The sequence below is a fragment of the Sulfurovum iocasae genome (assembly GCF_047716765.1).
Lineage (GTDB): Bacteria > Campylobacterota > Campylobacteria > Campylobacterales > Sulfurovaceae > Sulfurovum.
The window spans coordinates 1554667-1567972 of the sequence record NZ_CP180410.1; the positions used below are offsets into that span (position 1 = coordinate 1554667).

General features: G+C 38.1%; 13 protein-coding genes and 2 tRNA genes. 11 read left to right on the forward strand and 4 right to left on the reverse strand.

Going from position 1 to position 13306, the window contains the following annotated elements:
• The first annotated feature begins 12 nt into the window (after positions 1 to 12).
• From gntH to ACLHDG_RS07625, 5 genes are all read left to right on the forward strand, one after another.
• Positions 13 to 1236, forward strand: a complete 1224-nt coding sequence (gene gntH / locus ACLHDG_RS07605; protein ID WP_415405601.1) for a guanitoxin biosynthesis MBL fold metallo-hydrolase GntH — start codon at positions 13 to 15, stop codon at positions 1234 to 1236.
• Between the two features lie 173 nt (positions 1237 to 1409).
• Positions 1410 to 3041 (forward strand): hypothetical protein, encoded by a 1632-nt coding sequence (locus ACLHDG_RS07610; protein ID WP_415405603.1) that lies wholly within the window; start codon positions 1410 to 1412, stop codon positions 3039 to 3041.
• A 2-nt stretch (positions 3042 to 3043) separates the two neighbouring features.
• A complete protein-coding gene (locus tag ACLHDG_RS07615; protein WP_415405605.1) occupies positions 3044 to 3715 on the forward strand; it encodes an ABC transporter ATP-binding protein in 672 nt (223 codons plus the stop codon).
• On the forward strand, positions 3708 to 4877 hold the full coding sequence (locus ACLHDG_RS07620; RefSeq protein ID WP_415405607.1) for an ABC transporter permease: 1170 nt from the start codon (positions 3708 to 3710) through the stop codon (positions 4875 to 4877). The genes ACLHDG_RS07615 and ACLHDG_RS07620 overlap by 8 nt, the downstream gene beginning before the upstream one ends.
• 10 nt (positions 4878 to 4887) lie before the next feature.
• Positions 4888 to 5790: a metal ABC transporter substrate-binding protein gene (locus ACLHDG_RS07625; protein WP_415405609.1), complete on the forward strand. Its 903-nt coding sequence runs from the start codon at positions 4888 to 4890 to the stop codon at positions 5788 to 5790.
• Positions 5791 to 5970: 180 nt separating this feature from the next.
• On the opposite strand, the gene ACLHDG_RS07630 is transcribed toward ACLHDG_RS07625, so the two are convergent.
• Positions 5971 to 6189 carry a hypothetical protein gene (locus tag ACLHDG_RS07630; RefSeq protein WP_415405611.1) on the reverse strand — a complete coding sequence of 73 codons (219 nt, stop codon included), beginning with the start codon at positions 6187 to 6189 and terminating at the stop codon, positions 5971 to 5973.
• Positions 6190 to 6371: 182 nt separating this feature from the next.
• Positions 6372 to 6494, reverse strand: coding sequence for a hypothetical protein (locus ACLHDG_RS07635; protein WP_415405613.1), 123 nt, complete (start codon positions 6492 to 6494; stop codon positions 6372 to 6374).
• Positions 6495 to 6862: 368 nt separating this feature from the next.
• On the opposite strand from ACLHDG_RS07635, the gene ACLHDG_RS07640 reads away from it, so the two are divergent.
• The gene (locus tag ACLHDG_RS07640; protein WP_415405615.1) at positions 6863 to 7318 is read left to right on the forward strand and encodes a hypothetical protein; all 456 of its coding nucleotides are present in this window, start codon (positions 6863 to 6865) and stop codon (positions 7316 to 7318) included.
• Positions 7318 to 7704: a hypothetical protein gene (locus tag ACLHDG_RS07645; protein ID WP_415405617.1), complete on the forward strand. Its 387-nt coding sequence runs from the start codon at positions 7318 to 7320 to the stop codon at positions 7702 to 7704. Before ACLHDG_RS07640 ends, ACLHDG_RS07645 begins: the two co-directional genes overlap by 1 nt.
• Positions 7705 to 8010: 306 nt before the next feature.
• On the opposite strand, the gene ACLHDG_RS07650 is transcribed toward ACLHDG_RS07645, so the two are convergent.
• Positions 8011 to 8087: transfer RNA gene (locus ACLHDG_RS07650), tRNA-Met, on the reverse strand.
• Positions 8088 to 8166: 79 nt separating this feature from the next.
• Positions 8167 to 8241 (reverse strand) — tRNA-Gln (locus ACLHDG_RS07655).
• Between the two features lie 184 nt (positions 8242 to 8425).
• Here ACLHDG_RS07655 and ACLHDG_RS07660 point away from each other — a divergent pair.
• From ACLHDG_RS07660 to ACLHDG_RS07675, 4 genes are all read left to right on the forward strand, one after another.
• Positions 8426 to 9460: a bifunctional 3,4-dihydroxy-2-butanone 4-phosphate synthase/GTP cyclohydrolase II gene (locus ACLHDG_RS07660; protein ID WP_415405619.1), complete on the forward strand. Its 1035-nt coding sequence runs from the start codon at positions 8426 to 8428 to the stop codon at positions 9458 to 9460.
• A 7-nt stretch (positions 9461 to 9467) separates the two neighbouring features.
• Positions 9468 to 11090 (forward strand): cache domain-containing protein, encoded by a 1623-nt coding sequence (locus tag ACLHDG_RS07665; protein ID WP_415405621.1) that lies wholly within the window; start codon positions 9468 to 9470, stop codon positions 11088 to 11090.
• The gene (locus tag ACLHDG_RS07670) at positions 11091 to 11753 is read left to right on the forward strand and encodes a response regulator transcription factor (RefSeq protein ID WP_415405623.1); all 663 of its coding nucleotides are present in this window, start codon (positions 11091 to 11093) and stop codon (positions 11751 to 11753) included.
• Between the two features lie 171 nt (positions 11754 to 11924).
• Positions 11925 to 13295, forward strand: a complete 1371-nt coding sequence (locus tag ACLHDG_RS07675; protein WP_415405625.1) for an OprD family outer membrane porin — start codon at positions 11925 to 11927, stop codon at positions 13293 to 13295.
• Positions 13296 to 13306: the final 11 nt, after the last annotated feature.

Here is a 13306-nt window from a genome sequence, read left to right on the forward strand (position 1 = left end):
AAAGGATTAATAATGAAAAATCTAAATACAATGGTAAAAACATTGCTTGCTAGCGGGTTTGCACTCGCACTACTTGGAACTACTGCAGCTTTTGCCGCAGGTGGAGTTGTTAAATCGACAACAGGAGAGGCTCCGGATCGTTATGTCTATTATCCGGGTACGGAAGAGTTGCAAAAAGATGAGATCCGTCTTATCTCATGCGGTACCGGTCTCCCTGCAGCAAGACGTTCACAGGCGGCGACATGCTGGTTGGCTGAAGCGGGAAACGGCGACAAGTTCCTGTTTGATATCGGGACAGGATCGATGGTCAATGTGGCGGCATTGATGATCCCTTATGATTATTTGGACAAAGTCTTTTTAACCCACCTGCATACAGATCATTGGGGCGATCTCTCAACATTATGGGCTGGCGGATGGACTGCAGGTCGTACAGGGCCATTGAAGATATGGGGACCAAGCGGTGCTACAGCTGACATGGGGACTAAATATGCTGTTGAACATTTTCTAAAATCGTTTACTTGGGATGCAAGAACCAGAGATTATGCACTCAGTGCAGAACCTGGAAAGATCTCCGTTATAGAGTTTGACTATAAAGCAGAAAACAAGATCGTTTATCAGGAAAATGGGGTAACGATTCGCTCAATTCCGGCGATACATGCGGGCGATGGTGCTGTGAGTTTCATTATGGAATATGCAGGATTAAAAGTTGTTATCGGTGGGGATACTTTTCCGAACAAATGGTACATCAAATATGCAAAAAATGCTGATGTTGCCATTCATGAAACTTTCTTGACACCTTCACAATTAGTTGAGTTGTATGGTCAGTCGCCAGGACAGGCACTGGGTGTCGGTACACGAGTACATACTGCACCACCAGCATTTGGTAAGGTAATGAGTGAAATCAAACCTAGACTTGCGATCGGTTATCACTTCTTTAATGATGCGGACACACGTTATGGAATCTATGATGGTGTTCGACAGACCTATAGCGGTCCGTTGACACTTGCCACTGATAATATGGTTTGGAATATTACCAAAGAAGAGATCAAGGTACGTGATATCGTTTCTCCTGATCAGGCATGGGGTGTTCCTGGACCAAACAAAGTACCGAGTCCACCGGCAAAAGGAACTGTCCCAGATCCAATCACTGATTATATTAGAGAGGGTAAATGGAATGTTGATGATGCTCTAAAACCAATGGTAACTGAGTTTAAAAAAGAACATCACATGAAATAAGTTATAATTAGTCATCTGTAACGAAGATGGCTAATCATTATGGATGCTAGCTAATAGATTTTAATACCAATTCATGACAATAAGTAGAATATATGCCTCTTTTTTTCTTTATCATATCCCTCTTTCTAGGATTCACGACTGCCTTTGCGGATGCAATCATTATCAATAAATCGATGCAGAGTCCAACAATCGCACAGTATTATGTAGAGCAAAAGAGCGTCCGTTTAGAGCTGGAGATAGGTTTAAAGGATGTTGACAAGTTTCTTGAGCTTTACCCCGAGTCATTACGAGCATTAAAAGGTCTTCCTCCCGAAGACTTCAATATACGTACCCAGCGTTATCTTCGTGAAAAAATGATGCTCATTGCTGATGGAAATGCACTTAATGGTTGTGTCACCGACATACGTCCTGGTACAAAACTACTGCGTGATCCTATTACTGGTGTTCCTCTTCCGTTGCAAAGTTCTAATGCACCTAATGTTCTGCATCTCAGCATTGAGTACCCCTTTGTGCATTCTAACCCTAAGGAACTTCTGATCAAAGTCATCGATAATCGTGCCACAATCGGATTTATCCTTTATCACATGGAACAAGCTGTGAATGATTTTCGTTACCTTGCCCATGAACAGACACTGATACTGAACTGGGAAGACCCCTTCTATTCAGCATTTTCAAGTAAGGCTCTTTCACGTCAATATCGTCACCCGATGTCGCTCTTTTTATATATAGAACCTTATGAAGTACGCAAAGAGTTTGTTCTGCGTCCTAAGGACTTGCAAGAGTGGACAGAGTTGGGACTTGAGGGCAAAGAGATCCTCACAGTGGCGGATCAAAAGGTGATTAAAACAAAAGTAGCAGCATTTTTAATGGATCGAGCCAAGGTGACCATTGACGGTAAAGAGGCTGTGCCACAACTTGACCGCATCCATTTTATTGAACGTACGCTCAAACGCAGCGGTGTTATCACACCGCCAAGAGATCTGCCGACAAGTACAGCGACTTTGGGTATCATCTACACCTATCCCGTTCCTTCACTGCCTCAAAAGGTATATGTGGATTGGGATCTATTCAGTGATAAGATCAACTATATCCCGGCAACGATAACAGATGAAGCGGGTCCTTTTTACCATTTTCTTGATCCCGATAACAGAAAATTGGTATGGACCAACTATCTTCGCTTTCCAAAAGACCATAGTATCAATACGGTGCATGTCACCCAAAGTACTATAGCTCTTCCTTGGATTGCACTGCTTCTGGGTACACTGTTTTTAGTACTGATAACACTCTATATCTTGCGAAAGAAGAAGATCTTGCTTATGTTGGCGATTATTTCTCTGCTTGCAGCGCTGCTCAGCTGGCCATTGGTAAAAATCAATATCTATTCACCGATAGAGGCTAAACTTGACAATAAAGATGCACGCTTGCTTCTGCATGAATTACTGAATAATGTTTACCGCTCTTTTGTCTTTAAAGAGGAAGGTGCGATCTATGATGCCCTCTCTAAAAGTGTGGATGGTGATCTCTTAAGTGATATCTACCTGCAGGTCAAACGTTCTTTAGAACTGAAAAACCAAGGCGGGGCAGAAGCGAGTGTCGATACCATTGAGATCAAAGATCTAAAACTCACAGAGTTAGACAATGGTTATGCACTTGACGGTTCATGGGATGTGAACGGGTCAGTTGGACACTGGGGTCATATACATCAGCGTGCAAACCATTATGATGCAGAATTTGTCATTGAGCCTGTGAACAAAGTATGGAAGATCAAAACGATGAAGGTTTACAATGAAGAGAGGATCAAATAGTCATGATCCTTATTAATGATCTTCACTTTTCTTATCCTGATGGTAACTTCAGCTTGGATATCTCTGCCTTGTCCATCAAGAAAGGAGAGAGCATTGCCATAACGGGACCCAGTGGTTCAGGCAAGACAACCTTACTCAATCTGATCTGCGGTGTCAGTCGCCCTCAAAGTGGTAATATCATCATTAATGGCACATCACTAAAACAACAAAATGAAAAGGCCTTGCGTCGATATCGTATTGCCCATATCGGTATGGTCTTTCAGTCTTTTGAGCTGCTTGAGTATCTGAATGTCTTAGATAATATTCTTCTGCCGTACCGCCTGGACAAGACACTTCACATTGAAAAAGAGACAGTAGAAAGGGCTAAAGAGATAGCCGGAACATTCGGTATGGAAGACAAACTTCAACGTTATCCTTCACAGCTTTCGCAAGGAGAACAACAACGTGTTGCCATCATGCGTGCTCTTATCACCGGAGCAAAACTCATTATTGCAGATGAACCGACAGATAACCTTGATCCAAAGAATACCGATCTTGTGGCTGATATGCTACTGGAGTTTGTCAAAAAAGAGGGAGCAACACTCATAACTGTCACGCATGATCATACCTTTGCCAAACGCTTTGACAGGGTCATTGATTTTACACAGTTGCTTAAAGGAGAGAAGGATGCGTGATCTTTCTTATCTACTGCTGCGCTACCTCTTGTTCTATCGTGCAAAAATCATCACGCTTTCTTTGTCACTAGCACTTGTAGCTGCCATCCCTTTGGGACTCAGCATCGTTTCGTCTATCACCAATGAACACCTGCAAGCACGTGCCCAATCCACACCACTGCTTTTAGGAGCACAGGGAAGCAAACTTGACCTAGTACTATCTGCCCTTTATTTTGCCGATCAAGAACTTCCCCTTATGACATACAGTGAGATCGAAACATTGCATGAAAGTACACTAACAAATGTCATTCCTATCTACCGTAAATATCATGTCAAGAGTTCACCTATTATCGGTACAACACTTGATTATTTCACCTTTAGAAATCTACAAGTGCAAGAGGGACGTCATTTTGTACGTATTGGTGAGTGTGTTCTCGGAAGTAACGCAGTAAAAAAACTTGGTGTCTCAGTCGGGGACACCATTATCTCCTCGCCGGATAATGTTTTCGATATAGCCGGAACATACCCCTTGAAGATGGATGTAGTCGGTGTTTTAAAACCTAGTGCCACTGCGGATGACAATGCAGTCTTTAGCGATATTAAAACCTCCTGGATCATTGAAGGACTTGCACATGGGCATGATAAACTTGAAAACGATCCTAAGAGCATACTCAAACGTGAAGGCGAAACACTTATAGCCAATGCATCACTGATGCAATACAGCTATATTACGTCTGAAAACATGAATTCTTTTCATTTTCACGGTAAAAAATCTGCCTTTCCTGTCAATGCAGCGATCGTTTTACCTCATGACCATAAGTCAAAAAGCATTTTGATGGGACGCTATATGAGTGATAACCCATTGCAGATGCTGATTGAACCTCATAAGGTCATTGCGAGCCTTATCGATACCATTTTTGACATTAAAAATCTCGCTTTGGTTATTTTGCTGATCATATTGGCAGCAACCTTTGCTATTGCTTTCCTGGTGTTTATGCTCTCCATTCGCCTAAGACGCAATGAACTTCAAACGATCTTGAAGATCGGTGCTTCACCGTTTAGAGTGAAGATGCTGCTTTTAGGGGAGATTATTTCTGTGTTGCTTATTGCTTCAGTCTTAGTCTCTATCTCGGTATTGGTCATGAATATGCTGGGTGATAAAATGATTTATCTAATACTTTAAAAGGATTCACTTGCTTAAAAAATTACTTTTTACATTCGTTCTCATTGTTATGATGAATGGATGCAACGAATCAAAAGAACAGATACAAACAGAGGACAGAACATCAAAAGAGGTCTATACAGTCAATTATCCGCTCTATTATTTTACACAACGTATGGCCCCAAAGAGTGTGCAGGTTGTTTACCCTGTACCCCAAGATGTTGACCCAGCTTTTTGGCAACCCAATACGGAAGAGATACTCAGTTTTGCCCAGGCAGATTTGATCATTTTAAATGGTGCTGATTATGCCAAATGGCGAAGTACCGCTTCTCTTCCTGAGTCTAAACTAGTCAATACATCTAAGGCTTTTGAAAAAGAGCTCATTCATATAGAAAGTGCAGACCACACCCATGGACCTGGTGGCGAACACTCTCATGCAGGCACCGCTTTTACAACATGGTTGGACATGCAGCAGGCCATCAAGCAGGCTGAAGCGATTAAAAATGCATTGGTTCGTTTAGAACCTGAACATAAAGCGCAGATAGAGCAGTCGTTTCTTGAGTTGAAGCAGGAACTTCAACAACTTGATACATCTTTTAAAAATGTCATTAAAGATCAAGAACAACCTATCATTGCCTCACATCCTGTCTACCAATATTTTGCACGTGCTTACGGCCTCAACCTTAAGGCATTGCTTTGGGAACCAGAGATGAAGATCGATGCAAAAGCGAAAGCTGACATAAAAACGCTTCTTGCAGTACATCCTACAAAGGTGATGATGTGGGAAGGGAAACCGGTAGCGGAAAATATTGAATATATTCGAAGCCTAGGGCTTAAAAATATTGTGATTGATCCCTGTATGAACCGGCCTGAGCATGGAGACTTCATTACTCAAATGCAAGAGAACCTTAAAATATTTAAAAAAGCTTATTAGGTTATTAGACGGAATATCGATCGTTTCGTATGTAATAATCAAAACCTTATAATCTAACATAGAATATAAGGTTTGTCGCTATAGCGGTATGTAAGTATTTTAAATGTGGGATGAAAACCTTATAATATTATATATTTTTTATAAGGTTTTCATACTTTAGCTGAATGAAGTAGTAAAGGCCTAGTGATTTATTTCTCGTTCAATTCTTCTTTTCTTACGGTGATCACCTTGAACGGCTTTACCTTTAATTACTTTTTGAGCGGCAGTGTCATTTTTGTCAATGATCTCGTCCGCTACTATTACTTTTGCAACTGGATTTGATGTTTTTACAATTTTATCTGCAAAGAGAAATGATGATGCTAAGATTGATGCCAAGAATATGATTAAAGATGTTTTCATAATAATTTCCTTTAGAAATTGTTTTTGATAGAAGTTTCTATGATGGTTGACTCAGCCGTAGCTGAGCACAGTGATGAAGAGTAAGTGCTCTTTATTTCACCAATTCAAAATCACCAGGTATCCAGGTTTTATCAAACCATGGCTGTAGTGGTCCATAGAGCCTAAGCATTCCAAACCAAGCTTTATTTGGTGTTGTAACCTGGCGTTGCTTCCTCCGCAAAAGCAGTTGGCGTCATAAGTACAGCGGCTAAAGCAACTGATATCGAAGTCACAACGATCTTGTGTATGTTTCTAGTTAGTTTCATTTTCTATCCTTTCAATTTAAACTATTATAATAATATATTATAGTATTACTTTTATTAAATTAATATAAAAGAAAGATTTAGAATATCTTTCTAGATAAATGGCTAGTTTTCAAAACCTTATAATCTAACATATTTTATAAGGTTATTCGCTGTAGCGACGTTTGCAGCACATAAATCTGTACCCTTCAATAGAAAACCTTATAAAATGTGCTATATAGGATATTTTATAATGTAATATGATTAACTAATTAAAATAACTTCTATACTATTAAAAAGATTAAAAAGTTATATTAATGTTGATTAGAAAAATGCATTGTATGTCATAGTATATAACGATATAATAAACCATATTACTATAAAGATATAACATGGTACGACATAAAACAATCATAACTGCAGATCTATTAAATCAAGTAGAAGAACTCACTTCTCAAGGGTTTAACAATGTGATGATTTCACAAAGTCTAAACATAGGACGTCAAACACTATCCACTAATAAAGACTTAAAAGACAGTATTCAAAGAGGTAGACTTACACTATCTAAGCAAGTGACTCAAACTGTACTTAATACCCTTGAAACTAATCCTACCAACCAGCAAATGCTTATTAAGCGTTTGTGCTTGTTCAATCCCTTGATAAACATAAAGAAGCCTACCAATGCAAATGATGCACTTAGCAATCTTGCTACAGCTACAAAGGCTTATGCAAATGGTGAGATAAACGAGAGTCAACTCAGGACAATAGAAGCAGTTTCTAACTCTTATGTGAAAGGGCATGAGGTCACAGAGCTAGAAGCACGTATAAAAGCACTAGAGGATTTATAATGTTTGGAGGACGAAAGCACAGGATAAACCAGTTAGAGCTAAAGGCTATCACGCCAAATGAAAAGGCAGAGGTTATCAGGTACTATGTGGACAAAGTAGACCTTAGCAAGGACATACTTAAACAGATGCAGGGTGTAGATAAATCTGTAGTCAGTCAAGTGATAAAGACAGCAGGTAACTCTAGGTGCGATAAGTATCAATCCTTGCTACAGAAACGGACAGCAGACCTTACAGACGATGAACTCCTATACCTCATACAGGGTGACACTAAAGCACTCTCTAAAACAGAGCTACAGTTTATACAAGACTATGAAGCAGAGCAGAGAAAATGGCTTAGTGGGTTATCTGAGAGGGAGTTGATAGAAATGGTCACAAGAACAAGATAATGGGCTTAGATGAAGCGATAAGTTATTTTTTGCACATTGTCTTTGAAAAAGTTACGAAAATATACAAGTTGTAACAATACTACACAAAAAAATCATAAATTTATCAATATGTACCTAAGAAAAAACCTACATTTAAAAAAATCATAAAAAAAGAAGAAAATATAAATACTTGAGAAATGTACCTAAGAATATGTACCTAGCAAAATGTACGCCAATATGTACCTAAGATATGTACCTAAGCATTATTAAGGGTTTGGATAAAAAGTGTAAAATAGCTTGTACTTACGGTGTAGTGGGGGTTTAAATTGGTTGCGGGAACAGGATTTGAACCTGTGACCTTCGGGTTATGAGCCCGACGAGCTACCAAACTGCTCTATCCCGCGACAGGAATTTCAATAAATCTTTCGATCTATTTGGAAGTGAGATTGTATCTTAGTTTAATTAAACTAAGATTAAATCTTATGGATGGGGTAGAGGGATTCGAACCCCCGAATACCAGTACCAAAAACTAGTGCCTTACCGCTTGGCGATACCCCAATCTTCACAAGCTTACTGCTTATGTGGACGGCATTATAGCACCAAATGTTTCACATGTCAAGAGATATTGAAAAAATAATGTAAAAAGTTTAAAATCAAGTATTAAAATGATGTATATGAAGTATGAAAAGGTATAATATCCTCAATAAAATAAATATATATATGTATTAGTAATGGAGCAATGATGTCAACAGATGCAATAAAAAGAGTAGAGAAAGCGATAGACGAAGTAAAAAGAGGGAAGATGATCATCATGATGGATGATGAGGATCGTGAAAATGAGGGTGACCTTGTATATGCAGCGACATTTTCTACACCAGAGATGGTTAACTTCATGGCAAAAGAGGCAAGAGGGCTCATTTGTACGCCTGTAACCAAAGAGATAGCAGCTAAACTTGATCTTATGCCTATGGTAAGCAATAATGTTTCCAACTATGAGACAGCATTTACTGTTTCGATAGATTCTACGAATGCTGAGACGGGTATCTCTGCAGCAGAGAGAGATGACTGTATCTCTAAGCTTGCAAACCCTTTGACCGTAGCAGGTGACTTTGTACGCCCTGGACACATCTTCCCGCTTATTGCTAAAGATGGTGGGGTGTTGGTACGTACCGGACATACAGAGGGTTCTGTAGATATTTGTAAGCTGGCGGGACTGGCTCCTGCGGCAGTCATCTGTGAGATCATCAAAGATGATGGGAAAATGGCACGTATGGATGACCTTGAGATCTTTTCTAAAGAGCATGATATGGCTATTGTGTACATCTCTGACATCGTTGAGTATCGTTTAGCAAACGAACAGTTGATAAAGCGTATATCTGAAGAAGAGAGTGAGCTAAGAGGAATTAAAGTAGAAAAGATCATTTATCAAGATCACTTAGACAGAACACATACAGTGATGCAGTTCTACAAGTCACATGAAACTGCAAATGTAAAATTTCATAACATAGGTACAGATATTGATCTTGTGCTTGATGATAAACGTTTTTCTGCACTTAACAACTCTATAGATTATCTGAAACAAAATGGTGGTGTACTTGTCTTTCTGGACACAAAAGTCATCTCACAAGAGCAAGCTAGAGAGTTTGGTGTAGGTGCTCAGATACTTAAAGACTTGGGTATTAAAAATATCAACCTTATTACCACGAACAAAGAGACTGAATTTGTAGGGCTTGCAGGATTTGGTTTGGATGTTGTAGAAAAGATAGAAGTCGTTTAAAACTCATATGTCTCTGAACATATTTAAACATAAAACCATAGCAGGCATACATATTATTGCTATGCTTATGATGTTTGTAGTTATTATTGTATTTGCATCCATTGTAGCTTATAAAGAGTATCAAAACTTTGACAATGAAGCTAAAAGTATGCAATCATCTTTTATTCAAAAACAAAAGGACACCATAGTATTTGATACTACGCGTGTACTTGATTTCATCAGCAATACATACAAACATAGAAATATGCAGCAAGATGAAGAGGTCTTGAAAAAACAGATACTTCATGCTATAGAGCAACTTTATGGAAGGCAAGATGGTACGGGGTATATCTTTATCTATGATTTTAACGGGATAGTACTTTCCGATCCTGTACAGAAGCAAAATATAGGTAAAAACCTTTATGATACCAGAGATACCAATGGTGTCATGGTCATCAAAGACCTTATAGATATTTCACAAAAAAAAGAGGGTGGTTTTGTAGAGTACCAGTGGCTAAAACCAACTACCGGCACATTGAGTCCAAAGGTATCTTATGCAAAATCGTTTGAACCTTGGAGTTGGATGGTTGGCACAGGTGTCTATCTTGATGAAGTAGAAAAGCATATTCAAAATCAAAGAAATACACTTAAAGAGAGACTCAATTTTTATTCTTTCAAAATGGTATTTTTGTTAAGTATTTTATTTATAATAGGCATTATAGGGATAGTGATCATAAATCGCATACTCAAAAAAGAGATAGCCACATTCAGTCATTACTTTGAAGAAGCCTCCTCAAGTTACATTATGATGGATGAAAAGAAGATACGACTCTCTGAGTTTAAAAAAATGGTGCATTATATTAATGCGATGATCACTGTTATCCGTCAGAGAAAACAAAAACTTAACGAGATGAATCTGACACTGGAGTCAAAAGTTGAGCAAAAAACAAAATATTTGAGTATTCAGAATGATCTGCTTGAAAAAGAGAAAGCATTTAGTGACTCTTTGGTAAAAGCACAAGACAGTTTCATCAAGCACTCTATTCATGAGATCAATACACCACTGGCAGTGATCATGACACATATTGATCTGTTTAAAATGAAAGAGGGAGAGAATAGATACCTCTCAAAGATAGAAGCAGCAAGTAAAATTATCAGTAATATATATTCTGACCTAAGCTATATGGTAAAAAAAGATCGTTTTGTATATGAGAAAAAGAATATAAATATATCTACATTTCTTGAAGACAGGATCGACTTTTTTTCAGAGATTGCACTGGGTAACAGGCATAACATCATATCGGAGATCCAAGATGATATTTGGCTTTACTTTTCTGAGGAAGAGTTACAAAGGATCATAGACAATAACTTGTCAAATGCCATTAAATATGCCAATAAAGGTACAGAGGTAAAAGTGTCTCTTGTTCAGGAGAAAGAAGAAATAGTATTGAAATTTGTAAGTATCTCCCCTAAAATAGAAGATACAAAAGGCATATTTAAAGCGTTTAAGCGTGAAGATGATGTAAGAGGTGGATTTGGGTTGGGTCTGGAAATAGTCTATACGATCTGTAAAAAAGAAAATATAGAGATAGAAGTACAATCTGATGATAATATGACAGCATTTATCTATAGGTTTAAAAAGGAGCATTAAATGAAAGTACTGTTGCTTGAAGATGAATTGATGTTGCAAAGTGCAATGGTTGAATACTTAACAGTTACAGGATACGAAGTAGATGCATTTGAAGATGGAGAAGAAGCATTTAAAAACTGCATGGAAAATAGCTATGACCTTTTTATTTTTGATATCAATACTCCCTCTATAGATGGGCTTTCTTTACTTGAAAAGTTACAAAAAGAAAAAATGTTTGTACCAACTATCTTTATCTCTGCCATTACCGAGATAGAACAGATAAGCAAAGCCTACGAGCTAGGGTGCTACGACTACTTAAAAAAACCTTTTCATCTAAAAGAACTTACATTACATATAGACCGACTGCTTAAAATGGCAAATATAGAATCAAAAAGTCTTGTCAAGATCAGTAAAATGTATGTGTATGATCTTGAAAAACAGAGGTTGTTATTTGATAATGAAGAACAAACACTCACTCCCAAACAGGCACAGATCATTAATCTGTTTGCTTGTAACATCAACAAGATAGTTGACTTTGACATGCTAAGACACTATGTTTGGCATGATAGCCATGTAGACAATGCTACCATAAGGGCAGAGATGCATAGAGTAAAACAAGTCATTAAAGAAGATCTCATAGAGAGTCTAAAGGGAATAGGCTACAGGATCAATAAAAACCATTAATCTATGAATGATTATGTAACAGAATGTTACAAATACGTTTTTTCATATCTACTATCTTCGTCAATAATCACAATGCTATACCAATGCTATTTTTATCTTTCATAATAAAATTGAACAAATTTTGGAGGAATAAAATGACAAGAATTAAAATTCAGTACAGTGAGGCACTAAATGCCGAATCTTAAAAAAACAGTATTGCTATCAGTAATAGCATCAACAATGATCATGGCGGGTGGAGACATTGCGCCAGTAGAGCCGGTAGTGGCAGAAGTGGAAGCGGATTGGGGAGAGGTTTTTGGACAGTCTCGAACTTTTTATATTGACAGAACCTATTCAGGATCACTTGTTAATAACCGTAATTCACTTGCAACAGGTGGGTACATTGGTTATAAATCACCAGATTTTAATGGTTTCACTGCTGTAGTTGCAGCTTATGGTACTTATGGATTTAATATTCATAGTGAGGATGCAGATGTAATAGGATCTGCAAGTTATGATCCATCACTTTATGGTGATGCATTTGATAATTATGCATTTATCGGACAAGCATATATCAATTATGCCTTTGGTAATACAAATATCAAAATAGGTCGTCAAAGACTTGATACACCTATGACTGGTGCAGATGATGCGAGAATGTTACCCAACCTTTTTGAAGCAGCGGTATTGAGCAATACAAATGTGGAAAATACTACATTGATCGCTGCTCATGTGACAAGAGAGACAACCGGTACATTTTCAAATGTGTACACACCAGGTGCTCTTTCACTTCAAAGTGGTTATGGTTTAGGATTTAAAGAGGGTACAAGTGGTCACTTCTCTAATATGGGAACTATTGCCTTGGGTTATAATGATATAAATGGTGACGGCAGTATTGATAATAGTACTGCTGGTGTTACTGCTTTAGCAGCGATCTATACAGGTATAGAAGGTTTAAAACTACAAGCATGGGATTACATCGCATGGGATATTCTTAATGCAGTTTATCTTCAAGCTGATTATGGATGGAATTGCCTTTTAAGTGATAGTGTAAAAATGAAAGCTTCTGCACAATATATTAATGAAACTGATATTGGTGATGCTTTTGCAGCTTCAGTAGACAGTAACTATTTTGCAGCTAAGTTAGGTGCATCGTTTGGTGGTCTTAGTGGATATGCTGCTTATTCTGTAACAAGTGACAGTGATGCTGCGATGAATGGTGGTATTATCACTCCTTGGGGTGGTATGCCGGCATTTACACAAGGTATGGTAACAAGACATATGTTCTTTGCTGACACAGATACTTGGAAAGCAGCTGCTACATACAAATTTGCAGATCTGGGTCTAAAAGCAACAGCATATTATGTAGAATTCGATATCGGTCAAGCAAACACATATAAACCTGGACAAGCTTGGACAGCAAGTGAGTCTGGATTTGACATTCAATATGATGTAGCAGCGGTAAAAGGTCTGAACTTAAGACTAAGAGCTAACTACCCAAGAGATTTTGCACCTGGTTTAGACTGGGATGAGTATAGACTTATTGCAAACTATAACTTTTAAAAGGAATAACA